The 22,975-nt window shown below is 63.6% G+C and carries 13 protein-coding genes; 8 read left to right on the forward strand and 5 right to left on the reverse strand.

Annotated elements, in window-relative coordinates; genetic code table 11:
- The first annotated feature begins 43 nt into the window (after positions 1 to 43).
- From BJP06_RS05185 to BJP06_RS11890, 3 genes are all read left to right on the forward strand, one after another.
- Positions 44 to 3,316, forward strand: a complete 3,273-nt coding sequence (locus BJP06_RS05185) for a YPDG domain-containing protein (protein ID WP_071573083.1) — start codon at positions 44 to 46, stop codon at positions 3,314 to 3,316.
- Between the two features lie 13 nt (positions 3,317 to 3,329).
- Positions 3,330 to 5,780, forward strand: a complete 2,451-nt coding sequence (locus BJP06_RS05190) for a hypothetical protein (RefSeq protein WP_071573084.1) — start codon at positions 3,330 to 3,332, stop codon at positions 5,778 to 5,780.
- 446 nt (positions 5,781 to 6,226) lie between these two features.
- Positions 6,227 to 6,481 (forward strand): hypothetical protein, encoded by a 255-nt coding sequence (locus BJP06_RS11890; RefSeq protein ID WP_143110548.1) that lies wholly within the window; start codon positions 6,227 to 6,229, stop codon positions 6,479 to 6,481.
- Between the two features lie 673 nt (positions 6,482 to 7,154).
- On the opposite strand, the gene BJP06_RS05200 is transcribed toward BJP06_RS11890, so the two are convergent.
- From BJP06_RS05200 to BJP06_RS05210, 3 genes are read right to left on the reverse strand one after another with little or no spacing between them, the layout of a single operon-like run.
- On the reverse strand, positions 7,155 to 9,419 hold the full coding sequence (locus tag BJP06_RS05200) for a serine/threonine protein kinase (RefSeq protein WP_071573085.1): 2,265 nt from the start codon (positions 9,417 to 9,419) through the stop codon (positions 7,155 to 7,157).
- Complete coding sequence (locus BJP06_RS05205; protein ID WP_255365793.1) at positions 9,406 to 10,410, reverse strand: glutamate ABC transporter substrate-binding protein; 1,005 nt, start codon at positions 10,408 to 10,410, stop codon at positions 9,406 to 9,408. Before BJP06_RS05205 ends, BJP06_RS05200 begins: the two co-directional genes overlap by 14 nt.
- On the reverse strand, positions 10,407 to 11,768 hold the full coding sequence (locus BJP06_RS05210) for a hypothetical protein (RefSeq protein WP_071573086.1): 1,362 nt from the start codon (positions 11,766 to 11,768) through the stop codon (positions 10,407 to 10,409). Before BJP06_RS05210 ends, BJP06_RS05205 begins: the two co-directional genes overlap by 4 nt.
- 59 nt (positions 11,769 to 11,827) lie before the next feature.
- Here BJP06_RS05210 and BJP06_RS05215 point away from each other — a divergent pair, with 59 nt between their 5' ends.
- From BJP06_RS05215 to BJP06_RS05225, 3 genes are read left to right on the forward strand one after another with little or no spacing between them, the layout of a single operon-like run.
- Entirely contained in the window at positions 11,828 to 12,307 is a 480-nt protein-coding gene (locus tag BJP06_RS05215) for an NUDIX hydrolase (RefSeq protein WP_071573087.1), read from the forward strand.
- Positions 12,300 to 13,244 (forward strand): ABC transporter ATP-binding protein, encoded by a 945-nt coding sequence (locus tag BJP06_RS05220; protein WP_071573088.1) that lies wholly within the window; start codon positions 12,300 to 12,302, stop codon positions 13,242 to 13,244. The genes BJP06_RS05215 and BJP06_RS05220 overlap by 8 nt, the downstream gene beginning before the upstream one ends.
- Positions 13,245 to 13,246: 2 nt before the next feature.
- Entirely contained in the window at positions 13,247 to 13,975 is a 729-nt protein-coding gene (locus tag BJP06_RS05225) for an ABC transporter permease (RefSeq protein ID WP_071573089.1), read from the forward strand.
- A gap of 200 nt (positions 13,976 to 14,175) precedes the next feature.
- On the opposite strand, the gene BJP06_RS11895 is transcribed toward BJP06_RS05225, so the two are convergent.
- Positions 14,176 to 14,649: a DUF559 domain-containing protein gene (locus BJP06_RS11895; RefSeq protein WP_143110549.1), complete on the reverse strand. Its 474-nt coding sequence runs from the start codon at positions 14,647 to 14,649 to the stop codon at positions 14,176 to 14,178.
- Positions 14,650 to 15,346: 697 nt separating this feature from the next.
- Between BJP06_RS11895 and BJP06_RS05235 the strand changes: the two genes are divergently transcribed.
- Positions 15,347 to 18,727, forward strand: a complete 3,381-nt coding sequence (locus BJP06_RS05235; RefSeq protein WP_143110550.1) for a Rib/alpha-like domain-containing protein — start codon at positions 15,347 to 15,349, stop codon at positions 18,725 to 18,727.
- Between the two features lie 4 nt (positions 18,728 to 18,731).
- Complete coding sequence (locus BJP06_RS05240) at positions 18,732 to 21,188, forward strand: hypothetical protein (protein ID WP_071573092.1); 2,457 nt, start codon at positions 18,732 to 18,734, stop codon at positions 21,186 to 21,188.
- A 302-nt stretch (positions 21,189 to 21,490) separates the two neighbouring features.
- Here BJP06_RS05240 and cls read toward each other — a convergent pair whose 3' ends face one another.
- Positions 21,491 to 22,972, reverse strand: coding sequence for a cardiolipin synthase (gene cls / locus BJP06_RS05245; RefSeq protein ID WP_071573173.1), 1,482 nt, complete (start codon positions 22,970 to 22,972; stop codon positions 21,491 to 21,493).
- Positions 22,973 to 22,975 lie beyond the last annotated feature (3 nt).

Here is a 22,975-nt window from a genome sequence, read left to right on the forward strand (position 1 = left end):
GTAGCGTTTAGCAATTTACGGACAGTTTTAAGAAGGAACGATGATGGGCAACGTGAGCGGTCGCAACGGGGCGAAGCGGCGAGGTGGGGTGTCGGTAGCGGCATGCGCACTTGGGGCATCGTTAGTAATCACAGGCGCGCCGGTGGTGGCAGGTACAGCCACGGCGCAGGAGCCCACTGCTGAGTCCACATCATGGAAAACGCCACGCACTGAGGCGGCGCGTACGGACGTCAAGTTCCCGGACCTCGTCGTCGCGCCCGGTGAGACCGCCACGTCGAGGCCTGAACTGAAGCGCAACTTCTGGACCGCCGCCTGGAACAAAATCGGCACCCCCGTGAAGTGGGAACTTTCGGAGGGCTTTTCGGCGCCCACCGGCTGGCACCTCACCTTTTCCAAGGACGGCACCCTCAACGCCACCGCCGGCGAAGGCATCGAAACCACTACGTTCAAGGTGCCGGTGACCATCACCTTTGCTGACGACTCCACCAAGGACGTCGAAGCCAACGTCACCCTCGCCGACGGCCCAACCATCGAGCCGATCAAGGACCAGAAGTACTGGCAGAACCGCCTGATCCAGCCGCGCCGCGTGATGGCGTGGAACGTCCCGGCTGACGCCGTCATCGAGCTTGAGGGCCTGCCCGCGGGCCTGAGCACCTCCGCCCAGACCCGCCTTGGCTCCGGCTCCTACCTGTTTATCAACGGTCGCCCGACTGAGACCGGCACGTTCAACGTGACTGCACGCGTCACCGGCGCAGGCGACCCGCTCGAGGAAACGTTCGCCATCACGGTCGCCGACTCGGCTGAGCTCGGCGAGCCGGAGGACGCCGACATCGCACCTTCCGAGGTCCCGCCAGTGCGCCCCGGCACCGACGTGCACATCCCGCTCGACGTCGAGGATGCCTCCTCCGTCGAGGTCGAGGGCCTGCCGGAGGGTCTGAAGTACGACGGTGAGCAGCACGCGATCGTCGGCACGCCGACGAAGGAGGGCACCTCCGAGGTCGTTGTGGACAAGGTCACGGAGGACGGCACGCACAAGCGTGATTCCTTCGAGCTGACGGTGGACGAGAACGCACCGGAGCCAAGTGAGCCGTCCGAGCCCGCCGACCCCACGGATCCATCGGATCCTGCGGGTCCCGCCGCCCCTGACCAGTTCGAGTGGAACCCCATCAAGGTCCGCGCAGGCGAGGAAACCGGCGTGACGCCCGCCCGCTCCACGCAGGGCGTGCGCGTGCTCGCGGAGCCCGGGAACCCGGATTGGTTCACCGTCTTCGCCAACGGCGCCGTGTACGCCGCCCCGTCGCGTGACGCGAAGCCGGGCACCTACACCATGAAGGTTCGCACTGAGAAGGGCGAGCAGGACACCATCACCGTCGAGGTCACCGCAGCCGTCAAGGACTCCGTACGTTACGAGTCCTCCTACGCGGACACCTACGTCCGCGCCGGCGGCACCGCCACCTCACCTGCGCCGTACGCCCGCCTGGGCTACAACGGCATGGTCTTTGAGCGCCAGCCGCTGCCGAAGGAGGCGTCGTTTAGCACGAAGTCCGAAGGCGTGAAGCTGAACCAGCACACGGGCCAGATCACGCTTTCGGCGGACCTGACCGCGGAGGAGGGCAGCACTATCGAGGTGCCCGTCACCGTCACCTACCCGGACGGCAGCACGAAGGAGATCATCGCGCACTTCCAGGTGCTGGCGCCGCAGTTCGCGCAAACACAGAAGTTTGAGTACGAGCGCCGCGAGGCCTTCGAAGGCGAAACCATCAAGGTCAACCTCACCGAACCTTTCGACCCAGCCTCCGACCCCGAGTTCGCCATCCTGACGAAGGCCTCCAAGCTGCAGGGCTGGGACCTGTTTATCGACGCCACCACCGGCACCATCACCGCCACCGCCCCAGCGCAGGACGCGAAACCGCTGAACGTGGAAGTCGTTGCGCGCTACTCGGACGGTTCCCACAAGACGGTCGTGGCCGTGATCGGCGTGCGGGACGCGAAGCCGCAGGCCTACACGTCCAACCTGGACTTTGAGGACGCCGTCGTCGGCGACGACGGCACCGTCACCATCACCCCGAAGGGCGACATCCCGACCGGTGTGAAGTTCGAACCGGAAGGTGCAGCTGCGCTCGGCGGCGTTGCTGGTCTGCGCGTGGATGTCGACGAGAAGACCGGCCAGATCAAGGTCACCCTGCCGAAGGACGCCAAGCCCGGCCAGGGCTACGACCTGGGCGTGCGCATCAACTTCCCCGACGGTGGCTCGAAGGTAGTGCAGCTCAACGTCGCCCGCGACTCGCAGGCCCACCGCGAGCAGCCGTCCTGGACCCCGATCGGCGTGGCCATCGGTGCCAACGCCGTAACCCATGAGCCGAAGGTCGCACCGAAGGGAGCCACCTACGCCATCTCCGCCGACTTCGCCGCGGAGGGCTGGAAGGCCGCCGTCGACGCGACCACCGGCGCACTCACCGTCGCCGCCCCCGCATCGGCGCACGTCGGGGACCGCACCATGATCCCGATCGTGGTCACCTTCGAAGACGGCTCCCAGAAGCTCGTCGAGGCGCAAGTCACCGCCGTCAAGGCGATGGGCGGGGCAGTCTCCAACGCGTACGACCCAACCCAGGTCCGCGCAGGCGAAACCGTCACGCTCCCCCCGACGCTGCAGGGCGCGCACTACTCGCTGCTCAACCCAGTCGGCGGCCTCGACACCCGTATCGACGCCACCACCGGCGTCCTCACCGTCGGCGCTCGCCCGAACGCGGTCCCCGGCGTACGCGAAGTCCCGGTCCGCATCAGCTTCCCGGACGGCTCCACGACCATCGCGAACGCACGCATCTCCGTGCTGACCACCGACGGCAAACCGTCCCTCGCCGAGGCCACCCCGGAGTTCAACGACACCATCAAGGCCTACCCGGGCAAGGCGACCACCTACGTAGTGCCGAAGCCGGCCGGGGCCGCCAAGGAGGCGTTTGCCCTCGGCCAGCTGCCGAAGGCGCTCGCCGACTGGAAGATCGGCATTGACGCCGCCACCGGCGCACTCACCATCACGCCACCCGCTGGCGCGAAACCTGGAATCGTGCCAGTCCCAGTCGTGGTCAGCTTCGCGGACGGCTCCCAGGCCACCAAGCTCCTCCGAGTGCAGGTGGTGAAGGGGCCGCAGGAGGTGGAGAAGGGGTCGTCGACAAGCAGTGAGATTCCGCCAGGCGCGAAGATCGCGGGCTTCGTGCTCGGCCTCCTCGCCTTCCTGGGCGGGCTCGGGTACTCCCTGTACGAGCACCGCGACTTCTTCCGCACATTTCTAGCATTCCCAATCAACCAGCAGCGCTGAGAGGACAACGACAGTGACCGGCAAAACTAGCAAACAACGCATCGCAGCGATACTCGCAGGCGTTAGCGTCGCCGCAGGCATCGTCGTGGCCCCACACGCGGATGCGGCCATTACCCCAGGCAGCTTCGCCATCGGCGTCAACCGCGACTCCGACAGCGGCAACTTCCGCGTCGACGTGAACAAAGCGCGCGTGTCCTGGATGTACTTCAACCATCCCGAAGGCACCACGCGCCTGCTGCAGAACGCCTTCTACATCGACGGCGCCGTCAACGGCTCACCCATGAGCTACGTCGGCAACGCCACCGAAGTCGTCGAAGCGAAGCCCGTCGGGAACACCGACCGCGTCGTGCTGCGCCACACCGACCCCAACTCGGGCGTCGAGATGACCCGCACTTTCATCGTCGGCGACGACTCCATCCAAGTCACCGTCCAACTGCGCAACACCACCGGCCAGGCCGCCAACATGCGCGTCGAAATGGCCAGCGGCATCATCGACCGCGACTTCCAAGTCACCGGCGTCCCCCGCGGCGACGGCTACCACGTCGACGTCAGCAACGCCTACAAACTCAACATCGACTTCATGGGCGCCACCAGCAAGGGCAAAGGCGAACAGCGCCACGACGCCATCAACGGCGGCACAGGTGACGACGCCCACTTCGTCGCCGGCGTCTGGGAACAAGACGTACCCGCCGACGGCACGCTGCGCGCCACCACCGCCATAACCCTCGACGTCGCCCAAGGCACCATCGACACCGACGGCGACGGCTTCCCCGACGAATGGGAAGAAAACGGCTTCACCGACGAAAACGGCAAGGTCTTCCCGCTCCACAAATGGGGCGCCGACCCCAAGAAGGTCGACCTCTTCCTCCAACTCAACTGGATGAAGTCCGAATGGGAAACCAAGAAGTGCTCCGAGCAGCGCAAATACGCGCCAACCGAGGAAGACTTCCGCAAGTTCCTCGACTGCTCCGAAGCCAACACCAACGTGTACCGCCCATCGCGCCAAACCCTCAACGACCTCGTTGACGCCTTCGCACAGCAGAACATCAACCTGCACATCGACGCCGGCGACTACTACAACCCAATGCGCCTCGAGCACCCACAAGGTGGCCCGACCGAGGACTTCACGCCGTACTACTTCGAAGGCAAAGTCCCCGGTATCAAGATGCTCGAGGACCGCGACCGCCTCCTTAACGGCCGCCAAACCGTCTTCCGCGTCGGCGTCATCGGCGACCAACAAACCCGCACCAACTTCTCCTCAGGCAACGCCCTGATCGGGGACGGCGCTTTCTACGTCGCAAAGAACCGCATGATGACCTCGCAGGACCAACTGCGAAACACCATCCTGCACGAGTTTGGCCACAACCTCGGCCTGACCCACTCCGGGCCACTCGCCGACACCAGCCGACCAATCTCCGACTATGTGCCCGGCTACCTCTCAGTCATGAACTACCTCTACCAGTTCACCGACTTCCGGTACTCCAACGAGCGCTCTCGTCCGACGGGCAAGCTGCCGAAGGCATGCCAGACCGTCCAGTGCTACACCGGCGACTACGACATCGACCCCGACTGGCCAAACCTCGCTTTCATCGGCGGACAAATCGGGCGCGCCAACGGTACCACCGGCACTCCCGGCCACGACGACCACGACCACGAACACGCCGACGACGAACCAACCGTCCGCGAACTCGAGGTCTACTCCGCCGAATTCAACAACGGCAAGGCAGGTCTGCGTGTCCGCACCGAAGAAGGCGCCGGCAACATGATCATCGCCAACCGGACCGACTCCAAGGTCGCCATGGAGATCGCCAACCTGGGCATCGACATCCACAAGTTCCGCCTCCAAGCCACCTACCCCGGCGGCCGATACGAGCAGGAATACACCATCGAAGGCGCCCTCAGCGACGAATCCAAACTCCCGATCAGCGTCCCGATCACCAACACCGCCGGCTACACCGGCTCCACCATGCCGATCACTTTCCGTGTCTTCAACCAAGACAACGACATCGTCGCTGACGACACCATCGAGTTCTCCGTCCTCAACTACAACGGCGAAGACACCGCGAAGCTGATCAAGGAGCTGCGCAAGAAGAACTCCGACCTGCTCAAAAAGGCAGAACAAACCGTGGGCAAGGTGGAAGGCGGCGCCGGGCCACGCCCAACCAAGCCACTGGCAACCCAGGCCAACGCCGTCATTCCGACCCGCGCCGGCCAAGCACCAGTGACTTCGTTGAATGCCGCGCCAAGCGGGACCTACGACGCCCCAGCTCCCGCGCGCCCTGCCAAGCCGACCACTCGCCCAACCGCCCACCCAGCGCCTGCGCCGTCGACTTCGCAGCAGCATAACCCGGGTAAGGGTGGGGAAACCGGTGGCCTGTCCGGTGGCGCCATCGCCGGCATCGTCGTCGGCCTGCTGGCGCTGCTCGGTATCGCGGCCGCAGCCGTTGGCCTAGGCGGCTTCTAAGCTCGCTGATTGGGTTTGCACCAAATTCCTCCAGGTCCAGATTGTGACCTGGGGGAATTTCTTTGGGGTAGGGGAAATTGAGGAATTTGGTGCCGGGCTGGGTGGGGTGCAGTGCCAAGAGGTGCAACTCGAATTGGACCAGATGTTCAAACGTACTGGTAGTAAAAGGGCTAGGTAAAAGCGAATGCGTCTTTTAGCACTGTCATCTCAAGCGGCGCACCAAATTCCCTCCCGAGAAACCAACGACCTGGAGAAACGCAAAGCTTGCCCGTCAAAATCCCGGAATGTGGTGCCAGGTGGACGTGGGAAAGCAGTGACCCCAGCGATTTGCAACTTAATGCAGGGATCGTCCTAGGGCCTTCGCTGGTCGAGGTTATCGGATTCGAAGGGGTAAGTCAATGGAGTGGCACTAACGCTAATATCGTTTGGTATATATACTTCGCGCTATGACTGTGCGAGAGAGCCAGCCGATCTGTCAGAACCCGGAAGTCTCCGCCTCGCTCGCTGACCTAGGGTGTTGGTTCTCGGTTCCGCGAATGGAGACCTTTTCGAGCCAGAAAAATCCTGTGGACTTATACCTTTGGAATGCACAACTTGCCAAAGCGTTCCTTGAAGACATTGAACATTTTGAAGTACTGCTGCGCGATTGGATTGATCGATGCGTTGCTAAAGCTTGGGGGAGAGGTGGTATGACAATATAAACTCCCCGTCGAATCCCGCTGGGCTGAACTTTAATAGCATTGATCGGCGGGGGATGACAAAAAGCGAAAAGGCGTGCGGGAGAAGTGGATCCGCCTCCGGGGCGTGTGATTGCAGAGTTGACACTCGATTTCTGGGTTCACATTTTTGATAACCGGCATAGTGCAACTATCCACCCGAAGCTTATCTCGGCCATTAAACATCGTCATTCTATTGAAGAGTTTGCAGGCGAGATACAAATTGTTTATCGGCTGAGGAACCGGTGTGCCCATCACGAGCCCCTAGTCAAGGCTGATCGCATTGTGGAGGCTGAAAATGTTGACCGGGCACTGCGTGCAATTGAGGCTGTGTCCAGCTGGATAAGTCCTGATGCGGGTAGATGGATAATGGGAAATTCTCGGGTAAGAGGGGTGTATGCTCGACGCCCCTAGTGGAGTGCGCACCAGATTCCCTCCCGGGAAACCGGCGACCTGGGAAACGCAAAAACCTGCCAGCTAGGGGAAATCCCGGAATGTGGTGCGCCTGGCTAGGGGCCAGTGCCAAAAGACGCAACTCGAATTGGACCAGATGTTCAAACGTAATGGTAGTAAAAGGGCTAGGCAAACTCGAATGCGTCCTTTGGCACTGGCGCCTCAAACAGAGGCACCAAATTCCCCTCCAAAACCCAACCAAACCCTAGAACCACGTCACGGGGCGGATCTTGTTGGCCATGTCCACGAGGTCGAAGCGGTGTTGGAGGTAGGGCGCCACTCTGGCCAGGGCGCGCAGGGTCCTGGCGAGTTCGTTTTGTAGCTCGTGGGCGGTGAACCTCGTGTCCAGGATGGGGGAGGGGTCGGGTTGGTGGCCGTCGAGGGTGTAGGTGAGGGCGGCGCGGAGGATGAAGACCTTGATTTGGAGGTAGCGGGGTTCGGTGTTGGGGATGCGTTGGAGGCGAAGGGCGGCCTCCCGGATGCGGGGCTCGGTGGGGTCGGTGACCAGGCTGAGGATGGAGGTGAGTTGGGCGAGGCGGTTGTGTCGGGAAGCGACGGGGACGCGGTCCAGGGCTGCGGCGGCAAGCTCGGGTTGGTTTTCGTGCATGAGTTGGCGGGCCAGTCCGAAGGCGGAGGAGACGGTGGTGGGGTTGGTGCTCCAGACCAGGGCGTAGAGGCGGATGGCGTGGAAGCGCAGCATGGCCGGGTTGGTGGTGACCATGGACCAGTCGGGGTCGAGGGAGCCGGTTTCGTGGAGGTGCTCGAAGACGGTGTTGGGGAGTTCGTCGAGGTGACGGCTCATGCCGGCGGCGCCGCGGGCTACGCGGGGTTCCAACAACGCGGTGTCGTGGAGGTCGGCGGATTGGAGGAGGAGTTCGGCGACGGCGGCAAGCGCCAGTTTGGTGGCGGATTCGCCGGGCAGGATTTGCAGGACGCGGGAGAAGGCGACCTGGGCGTCGGTGAATTTGCTGGTCAGTAGGTTGGTGATGCCGGTGTACCAGTGGTAGCGCCAATTCTTCCGCAGGCCCTCGTCAAGTGAGTCGAGCCAGGTGCGCGCTTGGGTGGTGAAGCCGAGGTCGAGGAGGGTGCGGGCGACGGCGAAGGGGATTTCGATGGAGTCGGGGTGGCGGTCCTCGGCGAGGGCTTGGCGCAGGGCGGCAAGGGTTTCGGAGGGCTCGGAGTAGGTGGTGCTCTGCAGGGTGGCGGCGCCGGGGTCGGTGGCGTCGACAAGTGGGACGGGCAGGGCGATGTTGACTTCCTGGGGGGTGATGGTGACGGTGCGGGTGATGCCGTCGATAAGTTGGTCGGTGCGGAAGACGACGTGCTTGGTGCCGAACGTGCGGCGCTGCGGGGAGAAGAGTGAGTGCTGGGCGGGGAAGGTGCGGCCGTCGCGGATGGCGAGCACTTCGCGCAGGACGCCGAGAAGTTGGGCTTCGAGTTGGGTGACGGAGTCGAAGCGGTCGTCACGGTTGGGGGCGCAGCAGCGGGCGATGAGTCGGTAGAGGGAGATGTAGCGGCGGAAGAGGGGTTCGGTGGTGGGGGTGGGGATGTCGGCGTCGTGTGGGAGGTCGATGATGAGGGCGGCGAGGGTGCGGCCGATGGTGTAGATGTCGGATTGGACGGAGGGGCCGTCGGTAGCTACTTCGGGTGCTTGGTAGCCCTTGGTGCCGTAGATGAAGCCGTAGGAGCCGATGCCTGAGACGGCGCCGAGGTCGATGAGTTTGACCTGGTCTTCGGTGACGATGATGTTGTCGGGCTTCAGGTCGTTGTACACGACGCCGCGCGAATGCAGGTAGTCGAGCGCGGGCAGCACTTCGAGGATGTAGGCGATCGCGATGTCAACGTCGCACCTGCTTATCGACGGCCCACCTACGTACTCCATGACGATGAACCCGCCGGGCACGCGCGGGTCGTCGATGAAGTTGAAAATCTTCACGATGCCGGGGTGGGTGATGTCGGCGAGGAACTCGCGCTCGGCGACGGCGGCGGCCTCCTCGTCTTTGTTGCGGGCCGAGTGCAGCCCCTTGAGCACGACGTTTCGCCCGGAGACGAAGTGGTCGGTGGCTAAATAGATCCAGCCCATGCCGCCGTGTGCGATGGTGCCGAGCACTTCGTATTGTTCGGCGACCAGGTCGCCGGGCTTCAGCGCCGGGGCGGGGACGCCTTCGAAGGTGGATGGGTCCCGAAGGGCGTCGGTGGGGTTGATGGGGTGGACCCAGGGCAGTTCGACCATGCCGTCGGCGACGGTGCGGGTCTCGCGCTGCGTGCCGCGCAGCTCGCGGAACCGGTCGAGTGCGCGGCGCCGCGAGCGTTGCGAGGTATCCTCCTGCCGCTTCTCCTGGCGCAGCGCCTCGAGGTCTTCGAGGAGTGCGGACATGGAGTCGTCGTACTCGAAGAGGTCGTCGTCATCGTCGTCGTCGGCGAAGGGGTCGAAGGCGACGGCCTCGGTGCCTGGGTCATTCGTGCTCATTGGGTTCCTCCCGGTACATCAGCGGTGGGGGGTAGGGGTCTGTGGTGGAGTCCGACAGCCACTCCTGGAACATGCGGTGCCAGGTGCCGTCGGTGCGGATGCGCTCGATGGTCGCGTTGACTTGCCGCACTACTGAGTCGTGCTCAAGCGGGATGCCGACGGCGTAGTACTGGGTGGCCAACGCGTCGGGCAGGATGTCGGTGTGCGGGTCCTGGGCGAGCATGCCGGCGAGGATGGCGTCGTCGGCGATGATGGCGTCGGCCTGGAACTGCTGGGTGGCCATGAGGCAGTCGGACCAGGAGCGGGTGCGCAGCACCGGGGAGTGCGGAGCGAGGGTGCGCACGATGTTGAGCAGCGTCGTGCGGTCGACGACGCACACGGTGCGCTCGGGCAGGTCGTCCAGGCTCGTGATGCCGCGATCAATCGGGGCCAGCACCCTGACCTGGGACTTCAGGTAAGGGGTGGAGAACGCCACCTTGGAGGCGCGCTCCGGGGTAATGGACATCGTCCTGATCACAATGTCCACGCGCCCCTCCCGGAGCAGCTCCGCACGCGAGGCCGAGTCCACGAAGCGGAAGTCCACCGCCTCGGGGTCGTCGAAAAGGTCGCGGGCGATCTCCCGGGCCAGCTCCACCTCGAACCCGCGAAGCTGCCCGCGCACCATATCGCGGTAGGACAGCAGGTACTGGGACTGCTCCACGCCCACGATGAGCCGGCCGCGCTCCCGGATCTGTTCCAGGGCGGGGTCATCATCCGGGGAGGATGAGCGCGGGCGCAGCGAGCCCTCCCAGTCCAGTCCGTGCGGCACAAACTCCATCGACGGCTGCTTGCCCGCCCCGTCCAGCAGCGCGCCGGGCGGCAACGGGATTGCCTCGTGCGCCGTGGACGCCGCCCCCGTCGGCAGCTCTTCCAGCGAGGACCGCGGCGCACACCCCACTGCGCCCACCGCCACCGCGAGCGCCACCAACAACGAGCCAGCCCTGCGCATCATACGTACTCCCTGAATCGCCGCTGCACACCGAACCACATGCTGATGACCGCCAGCAGCGACAGCAGCGCGACCACCGTCGACACCAGCCTCGTCGCGTCCAGGGAGGTGTGAATGTAGTTGCGCATCTCGGCGCGCGCCGACTCAATCAACTCCACCATGTTCGCGTCCAGCTCCGTGTACGCGGTGGACGCGCTCGGGTGGTCCGCACTATCGACCATCAGCACGTCGACGGCGCGCTCAAACCGGCCGGCATCGAGCGTCGAGACGAGTTCGCCATGCGCCTGCGACCACTGCTCCAGCGCCCTTCTTGCCGACGCCACCTCCGGCGCATCCGACGCCGTATCCAACGCCGCGCTCACCCCCTGGTACGTGGACTCGAAGGACTCCGCCGACTCCGCAACGGACTGGCGACGCAGCAGCGCCATCGTCTCGTCGGTGCGGGTCTCCTGGGCGCGGAGGCGGGCGTCGGTAAGCTGGCGCAGCGGCGCCGCGGCCTGCTCGAACCCGATGACGCCCGAGCGCCACGAAATGAAGTTCGAGCCCGCGACCCACGCCAGCGCCACCACCATCGCCGCCGTCGCCGCCACGAAGCCCTTATTCCAACGGCGGCGGAACGTGCGCCACAGCCACCACTGCGCCCCCGCCAGCAGCAACAGCGCCGCCACCAGACCCGAAAGCGGCACCCACTGCGGCGCGTTGAGGCGCACCATCTCCACCGCCACCTGGCGCTGCGTCAGCGCAAACAGCGTGTTCGCCGAGGTAATCATCCGCTCACGCATCATGCCGGACGCCTCCGACATATACGACACGCCCACCGGGTTGCCCAGGCGCTGGTTCACCTTCGCGCGCTCCATGAACGCCACGTACAGCGGCAGGTCGCGTTGGATGGAGCGCACCAGGGACTGGATGCGCTCCTGGTCCTCAGGCCGCGTCAACTCCGAGGCGCCCTCGTAGATGTCGCTCGCCGCGATCACCGCCTGATCTATCGACGCCAAATACGCCTGCACCTCATCCGGCGTCATCAACCCTGTCTGCACGAAGCCCGTCGTGGCCACCGTGTCCGCCTGCGACAACGACGTGAGCAGGACGTGGGCGGAGTGGCTCATCGGCTCTGTTGTCTGCACCAGCACGTCGAGGGCGTGCTGGCGCTTACTCATCGACTGGCTCTGCGCGAACCCAATCGCGCCCACCGCCACCGTGAGCACCAGCATCATCGCCAGCATCTTGCCCGGCGTGGTGATCACGAAGTCCGCCAGGCGCCGCGCCGCGCGAATCGGCCCACTCGACGCGCGCTGCTGCGGATGCAGCGCAAGATCATCCAACCAGGCGTCGCTGGGAGGTGGCGTCGTGACAGTCATTCCTCAACCATAACCACCGGGCCCGACCTATTTCTAGGAAACGACCTACAGTGGAACACATGCAAGGAGACGGCAACGGATGGGTCGAAGGGCCCAACGGACAGAAAATGTGGGGCAAACACGGCGCCGCGGGGCTCTTCCTGCAGGCCACGCACGGCGGCGAGCCCGTCGTGCTCATGCAACACCGCGCCCCCTGGACCGCCCAAGGAGACACGTGGGGCATCCCCGGTGGCGCCCGCGACTCACACGAAACGGCCTCCCAAGCCGCCCTGCGGGAGACGGAAGAAGAATGTGGTATCGATGGGGGCGAAGTGGACGTCAATAAGGAGCTCGTCACCTCCGGGCCCGCCGAGAGTGGCTGGACCTACACCACCGTGCTCGCGCGCGTGCGCTCCGGCGAGCCACTCGAGACCACCGCCAACGAAGAAAGCGTTGAGCTGCGTTGGGTTCCCCTGAAAAAACTCGAAGAACTCGCCCTACACCCGGGGCTGCGTGCCGCGCTGCCAGACATTCTCAGGCATACTGTTTCGCATGATTGAAGTCCAAAACCTGTCAAAGGTCTACGGCCCCGTCCGCGCCGTCGACGACGTGAGCTTCCGCGTCAAACCCGGCATCGTCACCGGGTTCCTCGGCCCCAACGGCGCAGGCAAATCCACCACCATGCGCATGATCGTCGGCCTGGATAAGCCCACGTCAGGCAGCTGTCTTATCGACGGCACCAGCTACCGCAACCTCAAGCGCCCCGCCCAAAAAGTCGGCGCGCTCCTCGACGCCAAAGGTGTGCACCCCAACCGCTCCGCCCGGGCGACGCTGTTGTGGCAGGCGCAGGCCTCCGGCATCCCCGCCTCCCGCGTCGACGAAGTCCTCTCCCTCGTCGGCCTGACCGACGTGGCGGGCAAGAAAGTCGGCGGGTTCTCCCTCGGCATGGGGCAGCGCCTCGGCATCGCCGCGGCCCTGCTCGGCGACCCCGAATACCTCATCCTCGACGAACCCGTCAACGGCCTCGACCCCGAAGGCATCCGCTGGGTCCGCTCCCTGCTGCGCGCGCTCGCCCAGGAAGGCCGCACCATCCTGGTGTCCTCCCACCTCCTCGCCGAAATGGCGCAGACCGCCGACCACCTCATCGTGATCGGCAAGGGCAAACTCGTCGCCGACACCTCCGTCCACGACTTCATCAAAGCCCACTCCGGCTCCCGCGTTGTGGTGCGTGCTTTGGACGATGGCTTGGGGGCGTTGCGGGTGGCCGTGGAAGCAGGCGCGCCGGGCGCCACCATCAGCCCAGGCACCGACGCCGATGGCCGACCCAACCTCACCATTAACGACGCCACCCCCGAAACCATCGGGCGCATCGCCTTCGAAGCCGGCGTCATCCTCACCGAACTCAGCGAACACCACGCCTCCCTCGAAGACGCCTACATCCAATCCACCGAAGGCACCGAACAGTTCGCATCCCGCACAGTCCAGGAGGGCAAGTAACCATGAACCTCATACTTTCCGAGTGGACCAAACTCCGCAGCACCCGCTCCTTCTGGTGGACCAGCGCCGCCATGATCATCGTCGCCGGCATCTACGGCGCACTCTTCGGCTGGCTGGCCAACACCTCCGGCATGCCCTACACACCCCTGACCGTCGTCTCGACCGTCTCCATGACCATCGGGATCGTCGTCATCGTGCAAGCCGCCATGACCGTCACCACCGAATACCGATTCGGCATCCCCGCCACCAACTTCCGCCTCACACCGCAGCGCTGGCAAGTCGCCCTGGCCAAAGTCGTAGTGGGCGTCGTCGGCGTTGTGGTTGCGACGCTGCTAGCCGTGGTCGTGGCGTTCATCCTCGCCGACCTCACCACCGCCGTCCCCGCAGGCTGGACCACAAATAGCGCCACCCAGCGCGCCCTGTGGGCAGTACCCCTCGGCATGGCGCTGCTCACCCTGTTCACCCAGGGCGTCGGCTGGATCGTCCGCAACACGTCCGCCGCCATCGTGATCGGCCTGTCCATGATGCTCCTCCTGGAGACCATCGTCGGGTTCATCCCCAAATACGGCCAAGACGTAGCGAAGTTCCTCCCCTTCAACAACCTCATCGCCTTCATGATGAACCAACCCACCCAACACTGGGAGCTCGGCGCCTCCCTCGGCATCTTCGCCGTCTGGGCCGTGGCGTTGTGGGTGATCGGCGTGCTGTTGACTGAGGCGCGGGACGCGTAGCTTTTCGCCGCTTGCCTTCCCGCGCACCAAATTCCTGCTTTTGGGGCGCGGGTTTTGCATTTCCCCAGTTCAGCTCGGGTGTGAGGGGGAATTTGGTGCTTGTGCTGGATCGCGTGGCACCAAATTCCTGGTTTTTGGAGGCGCCGTTGGCGTTTCGTCAGGTGGCTGGAAGGCTGCGGGGGAATTTGGTGCACGCCTATCTATCGAGGCCTGTCGAGGAGCTCTACCATCCGTGGAACCACCTCACTAAACGTGGCGGCGGCGAACCTGACCACGGTCCAGCCCTCCAACGCCAGATCCAAGTTGATCCGGGCATCCTTCTGACGCTGGTCATACTCCCAATGGTGCTGGCCGTCATACATGATCCCGATTTTGAGCGGTTCGATGGCGAAGTCGAACGTCGTTACGAGGCGGCGGCCTCTATATACCGGGACTTGCTCACTTAGTTTCAGCTGACGCTCCTTCGTCACAGCCCGAAGCAGCAGACGCAGCTCCGTCTCGCGTGGCGAGTCCGCGAACCTACTGGACAGATTGAGTACCTTCAACAACCACGGGCGATCAACCCTGCCCCAAGCTGCCTCAAGCAACGCATCTGGTGAAACCTGCAGGTGCCTGCGTACGCAGTCGACCAGCTGTACTGCCCGCACTAACAGTGGGTCAAAGCCATCAGGCACTACCGCTGGCGGTTGGTATGTTCCCTTCCTCAGTATCTGTAATGCCTGGACAGTGGCATGAACTGGCGACGCTGCGAGAATTAATTGCCCCGGGTAGCGTACTTCTGTTACCAGGATGCGTTCGGCGCCACGGCGGGTGACACCAGGAACCTCCGGGGTCGGGGTGCGCGTTTTTCGGGTGGGGCCGATGAATGTGAGCGGCGCTGAGTCTACAAGGTAGGGCAGTTGATACAGGGCGAGCGCGGAGTACCCACTCGCGATGTGTTGAGGACGCGGCCTCGCAAAAGTGAGGATTCGCTGGAGCGCGTCTGACTGGTTCATTGGTGTGTATCGCATATCTTTTAGACTTCTCGGACCCCCGTTTGGTTCCAAGGTCTGCACCAGATTCCTTGTTTTCGGCGGATGTCATCTGTATTTTCCCTGGTGGTGTAGGGGTGAAAGGGGAATTTGGTGTCAGGCTGGGCGGGGTGTGCACCAGATTCCTTGATTTCGGAAGGGGGTGACGACGTTTTCCCTGTTCGTGCGGGGGCTGGAGGGGAATTTGGTGCACGTCCAACGAAGCGCATGAGATGGCAAGACCCACAAACCACACCCGCCACATGAGAAAACATTTAGAAAGTTGCGGAGGTTTAGGCAAAACGAATAATGGGGACTACCCTGGGAGTGTCATTGGCTTTTGCTGCAGAAAGGATTCGTTGTGGCGAATAATCGCGGCCGGGCAGCAGATGAAGCTCGCCGGGCGGGTTCGCGTGTGCGGACCCGGTTGCGGAGGGGTGTGGTTGTTGCGGCGGCGGCGTTGATCGTGACGCCGTTGGTGCAGGTTGCAGGGCCAACAGAGCTGCAGGTGCAGGCAAATGCGCAGGCGAAGGGCCCGGCGCTGGCCGAGACGAATCCAATCAAATATAAGCTGCTGGAGGTCAGGCCCGGGAAGCTGGGGCGTAGTGAGCTGGAGTCGGGGGACTTGACGTCGATAGGCAGGGTCGAGCGGCTTATCAAGAAAATTAAGTTTTCGGACGTGGCGTGGCACCCTACACCCACGAGCGGCATTGATGCGACGCATCGCTTTCAGGTGAGTGTGTGGGCACCGGAGATTGGGGTACTTGCCACCGAATATCACAAAGAAGTGCTGTCGGGGAAGGACTCCATTTATAAGTGGAATCCTCAGAAGTTTTTGGATGACCAGTCGAAGATCAACGAACTGGATTTCGACATTAGGTTCACGGATGGCTCGGTGCAGGAGAACGTGGTGTTGCCGCTGCGTCTCTTGGGTCTCGACGGCCGCCTCGCCAACGATCCGGATGGGGATTTTGATGGCGATGGTGTGTCGAATGGCGAGGAGGCCAAGAAGGGGGCGAACCCGTTCGACGCCAGGGATAGGGGTGTTGCGAAGAATCCGTTGCCGAAGCTTCCGGAGACGACAACGCCGGCGCCTACTTCAACAACGACGAGCGCAAAACCGCAGCCAAAGCCGTCGCCGTCGAGCAGCACCCCGCAGCCGCAGCCGAAGCCGAGCAGCGCGCAGCAGACGAAGCCTTCGAGTGCGAAGCCGACGTCGACAAGTGTGAAGCCGACTACGACGACGCGGAAGCCATACATGGCTGAGCAGTACGACCCGTACCCGGGCGAGCTGCTGGTGCGGCTGAAGCCGGGCCAGGAGTTCCGAAGCGGGACGCCGTTCGGCAATGCTGAGGTGAAGGTGCGCTCGATTCGGTATAAGGGCGAGCAGAACGGCAGGAAGTCGCCGGCGCTAGACCACGCGCTTGTCGACGCCTCCGACGGTAACCGTTTCGTTGTGAAGGCGAAAGGCCTGGAGGCGTTCGCGGAGGCCTACGAGCAGGAGTTTGGGAACTCGAAGCCGGAGTTTGAGCGGGTTTCGAAGTGGTTCATGAACACCTTCATCACGCATGCGCGCGTGGAGGTGGACTACCCGGATAACTCGTCTGATGCGAAGGATTTCTTGATCGGGTTTGTTGGCGAGGACGAGCGTGTGTTCTCCATCCCAGCCGCGGACTTCGACGGCGATGGCGTGAGCAACGAGGACGAAGTGAGCTTGGGGACGAACCCCTTCTCACCGGACAGCACTCCTCATGAGAAGCCGAAGTTCGCGATTACCTCGAAGAGCGTAAAGCCTGGCGAGGTGTACGAGTTCGTGCCGTCGGCGAAGTTGGACCCGAATACCAAGTTCCTGGGTGCGGAGGGCTACCAGGTGTCGCTGACGCCGGATGGCAACGTGCGTGTTGTCGGCAGTAGTGACAAGTGGAATCACAAGTTCTCCTTCAAGGTGTGGGACCCGCTGTACGAAGAGCTGGCGACGCTTCACGTCGAGTCTGACTTCTCGGAGGATTGGACGCCGATCAACGTGAAGGCGGGGACGACGCTTGAGACGAACGTGATGAGACCGGATGAAATCGCGAGCGGCATGGAGATCGTCTCGACGAAGGATGAACTGAAGGCCGGTGGGGTGCCGGATTGGGTTTCCATCGGTAGGGACGGCGAGGTGTTCTTGAAGCCGCCGCGCTCCGAGGGCGGATCGAAGGGTGAGCGCAGGTACTGGGTACGGCTCTCCACCGGCGAGCAGCGCGTGATTAAGGTCAACGTGCTCGACCCAACCCCGTACGCCGAAGAGTACAAGCTGCAGTACCCGGACGTGTTCGTCCGCCTGGGCGAAGAGACCCGCAGCCACGCGCCGCTGGCGACCCTGATGCAGGGCGCCGAGGTGTTCTTCAACCAGCCGATCCCGGAAGAGGCACAGGTCTCCTACTCGATCGAGGGCGAAACTGACGCGAGCGTCGTTGAGCGGGAGGGCACCGCCGAGGACGGCGAGCAGCCAGGCATGGTCACGTTCAAGGCCACAGGCGACGACCTGGAGGCCGGTGACGTCGTGCAAGTGATGGTAAAGGCCAGCTTTAGCGACGGCTCCACCCAGCACGTCCCCGTCTACTTCAACATCCTGCCGCGCCAGATCGCGGGCAGCTACAACCACGCCTATGAAACTGGCCGCGAGGTGCTGCCGGGGACGCCGATCGTCCTGCATAGGACGGATGTTCGCAACGTGCCGGAGGGCACCGACTTCGTGTTCTTCGAGGACGCCGAGGGCAACAAGAACCTCAATGGGTGGAAGGTGTCCGTGAACCGTGACACCGGCAACCTGGTCGTGCGTGCGCCGGAAAATGGTGCCCGGCCGCTGGACGCGGTGGTGACGGTGTCCTACCCGGACGGCAGTTCCACCGATGTGCCATTCCACGTCGGGGTGAAGCACAGCAAACCGGACGCGGAGACATTCACGCCGAGGTACGCGCCGGAAACGCTGACCGGCGGCACCCGCACGTCCTACGAGATGCTGACCCCGGTGCCGGAAAACACCACGTTCTCGATTGAGGAGAACGCTGGGTTGGATGTGAGCGTCGATACGAAGACGGGCCGCATCACCGCCGTGCTACCGAAAGACGCGCCGGGCGGCGCCAAGTACAACGTGCGCGTGCGCGTGAAGTACCCCGATGGCTCCGAGGAGTTTATCGACGCCGAGCTGCGCAAGAAGGCCATCGCCGACGAAGAGCGCCCGCGCTGGAGCGACATCTACGTCAACGCCGGCGACTTGGCTTCCACGCCGCAGGGCCAGCGCGTCCCGCCTGAGACCACCTTTGGTATCGACGCCAGCTTCGCCGCCAAGGGGTGGCAGGTGCACGTCGATAAGTATTCGGGCAGGTTGCAGGTGCTGCCGGACGCGTCGGTGAAGCCGAAGTCGAAGGTTGAGGTGCCGGTTGTGGTGACCTACCAGGACGGCTCGCAGCGCACCGTGAAGGTGTCGGCGTACGTGCGTGAGCCGCGCCAGACCGCTGCGCCGACACCATCGACAGAGGCACCCACGTCCACGCCGACACCGACCCCGAGCACCCCGGCGTCAACGCCGGAGCCGGACCCAGCCCCCGAGACTGGGAGTTCGGCAGCGGGGTGGATTACTGTAATTCTCGGTGCACTTGGGTTCCTGGTAGGCGCCGGTTTGCTCGCGCTGCAGGAAGTCCCAGTTGTTCAGTCGAATCTCAGACACCTTATGCGTGACCTGGGCTTGAGGAGGTAAAAGGATGCGTTTTCACAAGACAGTGATTGCAGGTGCAGTGACGCTCGCGCTCGGCATGGGCGCAGTGTCGGCCGTGCCTGCGACGGCGTCCCCCGTCAATTCAGATGATGATGCCATCCAGACCCAGCTCCACATCCGGAAGAGCTACCACGAGGCAACCCTGACCTACATGAACCCGAAGTCGGTTGCGGGCAAGTTGGAGAACCAGGTCGGTGTGATCGGCTGGGCCGATGGGCGCGTGGTGGCGCCGATCGCGAAGAGTACGACTGAGAGCTCCCCCGAGGACGGCGTCACGGTGCTGGAGCACACCGACCCGCGACGCGAAGTCACCATGAAGCGCACCTTTACCGTCAAAGGCGACGAGATCAACGTGGTCACCGAGCTGACCAACAACGCCGGAACCGCCCGTGAGCTGGCGATCCGCATGTACAACCACGCCAAGCCAATGAAGGGCACCATGACCGCCGCGCAGTTTGGGGACAGCCTGCGCGGGGAGGACAAGTCCGCCTACCGAGTCGACGCGAACTTCCCGGGTGCGACGGCACTTGCCACCGCTCAGGATCCGGCGACTCTCCCAGAGTGGAACGCGGGCTCTGACAACAAAAACATGGAACGTGGTGAAGTCCTCAGCGGCACCTGGGTCCAGACCGTCGAGCCTGGCGCGACGATGAAGGCCGAGATGACGGTCAAGATCGAAACGCAGCTGGGGGCGTTGGACTCGGATGGTGACGGCCTGCTAGACATCTGGGAAATGCAGGGTGCGAATGTAAATGGCGTCGATATGCCGTTGCACCGCTGGGGCGCCAACCCGTATGAGAAAGACATCTTCCTCCAGATGAACTGGATGAAGTCCGAATGGGAAACCGAGGGCTGCCAGGAAGCGGCGCGCTTCGCCGTCAACCCCGAAGGCTTCGCCCGCTACGACGCCTGCTCGAAGATGAACACGAACGTCTACCGCCCGTCCGGGCTCATCCTGGACCAGCTGGTGAAGAAGTTCGCCGCACACGGCTACAACCTGCACATCGACGCAGGTAAGGGCTACTCCAAGAACTTCGAAGCCCGCGACGACGAATACCGCGGCGGGCCGATCCTTGGCTACAAGGACCACTACTTCAACTCGCCCGAAACGTCCGGCTCGGAGCTGATCACCACGTCGGTGGACCTGCTCAAAGAGCGCGAAGGCATCTTCCGCTCCGGTGTCATCGGCGACCTTATGGACGCCCCCTCCGCCAACGGCTCCATCAACTACGCCACCGGACGCGCACTGATCGGCGGCACGAGCTTCTACGTGTCCAAGAACGCCCGCATGGGCGCCGAGGACAAAGTACGCAACACCATCATGCACGAGCTCGGTCACAACCTGGGCCTGAACCACAACGGCATGCTGTGGGTCGACGGCAAGCGCCAATCCGTCTACGAATGGACCAAGTACGGAGACTGGCTCAGCGATCGCCCATCCGCCATGAACTACGCCTACCAGTTCGTCACCTTCGATTACCAGGAGGAAGACAAGAGCGGCAACCAGGAGGCCCCGCACCCAGGCTGCGCCGGCGCCCCCGACTGCTACGTCGGCGAGTGGTCCGTCCCGTCCGAGTGGAAGAACCTCAACGTCAAGGCTGGCGGCATCGGTGACGTCTCCGTCAAGCCCGCCGAGTCCGACTCCGAGTCGGACAAGGACGCCGAGAAGCGCCGCGGCATCGAACGCGACGCCCGCGAACTCGACGCCGCCGCTGCCCTCAAGAACGACGGCAAGGCCGACTTCTACATGGCCGACGAGAACAGCATCGCCACCGTGCGCACCGACAACAAGGTTGTGGGCACCATCGGCAACCGTGGCTACCACGACCATGAGTTCACCGTGCGCGCATTCTACGGCAAGGAACTTTCCCGCATCGCCCCAGTCCAGACCATCAAGGTCAAGGGCATCGGCGACGCCAAGGAAGCCGGGCCGCAGTCCCGCAAGGAAATCCAGATCCCAATCCCGGACACGCAGCGCCTGTACGGCTCCTACGTGCCGGTCTACATCCAGATCGAAAACGAGTCCGGCGAAATCGTCTTCAGCGAGCTTTTCGACATCAGCCTCCTCGACTACACCGAGGACGAGCTGCGCCAAGTCAGCACCCAACTCGGTGACTCCGTGCTGGGCCAGCGGGCATCCGCACTGCTCTCCCAAGGTAAACTCGGCGACTTCCAGGACACCAACCGCCGCAACCTCGCGGACACCAAGGAACTGAAGCAACCTAAGCGGCCATCGACGCCACCAACCACGTCGGCAAAGCCATCGCCTTCAGCGGCCCCGAGCACCGCGGCGCCAGCTGACCCAACCACGCAAGACGCCAAGGCCACCGACAAGGGCGGCGTCGACGAGAAGACGCGCAACACGATCCTGATCGTTGTCGGCGTGCTGCTCGGCATCCTGGGCCTGGGCGGCGCGGCCGCCGCCGTGATGGCGAACAAGTAGGTCGCTTATTCGCCCGACGCACCAAATTCCAGTTCACCAAATGCGCGACCTGAGGAAACGTAGGGTTTGCTCGCGAAAATCCAGGAATCTGGTGTCTAGCTAGATGGGGGGGACACCAAATTCCCGGGTTCGAGCACGGGGCCTCGGCGTTTTCCCAGGTCGCTGGTCGGTTGTGAGGGAATTTGGTGTTTGGCGTTTGAGGGCGCGCACCAAATTCCAGTTCGCCCAATGCGCTACCTGGGGAAACAAAGGACTTGCTCACAGAAATCCAGGAATTTGGTGCGCGCGTCCTCAGCGAGTGGCTACTGCAGCGCCGAGGTCAGCTTCATCACGTTGTCGATGTAGCGGCGGTACCACGGCCGCGTGTTCCAGCGCTCCAGCGTGAGCTCCCGCGTCACGGACAAGTACGTGTCGGCGAGGTGGTTGAGGTTGCGGAGGAGGGGGCCGTCGCAAATTAAGAGTGAGCTTTCGTAGTTGAGTGAGAAACTGCGAATGTCCATGTTGGAGGAGCCGAGCACGCCGACGGCGGCGCCGGGCTCCTTCGAGGTGGGGTCGACGAGCAGGAACTTGGTGTGCAGGACGTAGGGGGCGGGGAACTCCCAGATGTGCACGCCGGCCTCGAGGAGCTGTTGGTAGTAGGAGGACTGGGCGTGTTGCACCATGAACTGGTCCGCCTTCTGCCCGACGAGCAGGTCCACGCGCACGCCGCGGTAGCAGGCGGTGGTGATGGCCTCCAGCAGTGAGTCCTCGGGGACGAAGTAGGGGGAGCACAGCACCAGGTGTTCTTTGGCGTGGTGGATGAGGGTGTTAAACATCCGCAAGTTCGGTTCGGCCTGGTAGCCGGGTCCCGAGGGGATGAGCTGGACCAGGTTGGCATCCGCGGGGGCGCCGAGGTCCAAGGGGGCGGTGAGCTCGATGGGTTCGCCGGATTCGGAGTACCAGTCCACGGCGAACAGCGCCTCGATGGAGGTGACGATGGGCCCTTGGAGTTCCACGAAGGCGTCGACCCATTGGCGTCCGGCGGCGCGGTGTTGGCGGGTGAGGTAGGTGCGGTCGATGAGGTTCATGGAGCCCATCATGGCGGTGTGGCCGTCGATAAGGATGAGTTTGCGGTGGTTGCGCAGATCCGGGCGGCGGAAGCGGCCCTTGAGCAGGCTCAGCGGCAACATGAGGTGCCAGTGGATGCCGGCCTTCGTCAGGCGCCGTTTGAGCGCGCGGAAGCCGGGGTATTTCATGGAGCCGATGTGGTCGAAGAGGAGGCGGACGTGGACGCCGCGGGCCACGGCACGCTCCAACGCCTCAAACACAATGGCGGTGGTGTTGTCCCAGGCCACCGCGTAAATCTCGATGTCGACGTACTCTTCCGCCTTATCGACGAGCTCCGCAATCCGCACCATCGTCTTCTCGTAATCCGCCCACATGGCGACCGCGCTACCGTGCACGGCGGGGAAGCCGGTCAGGGTGCGGTTCAGCGTGATCATCGAGGTCACTTCCGGGTTCGCCTGCTGACCGGCGGGAATGTCCGGGATGTCGGAGTAGACGTCGTTGAGGACGGCGTTCGCTTCCTTCTGGATGCGGTGGCGCCGCTGCGAGACGTACTTGGACCCCATCAGCAGGTACAGCGGCAGGCCCACGAACGGGAGCAGCAGAATGAGCAGCAGCCAAGCGTTCGCGCTCGACGGCTTGCGGTTCGACGGCACCACGCCAATCATGACGAACTTGATGGCGTAGTCGATGCCCATGGCGATGAGCTGCCACAGGGAGAGGCCACTGAACAGAGACAACAT

Origin of the sequence: Corynebacterium sp. NML120713 (assembly GCF_001875735.1) — a bacterium.
Classification (GTDB): Bacteria; Actinomycetota; Actinomycetes; order Mycobacteriales; family Mycobacteriaceae; genus Corynebacterium; species Corynebacterium pseudogenitalium.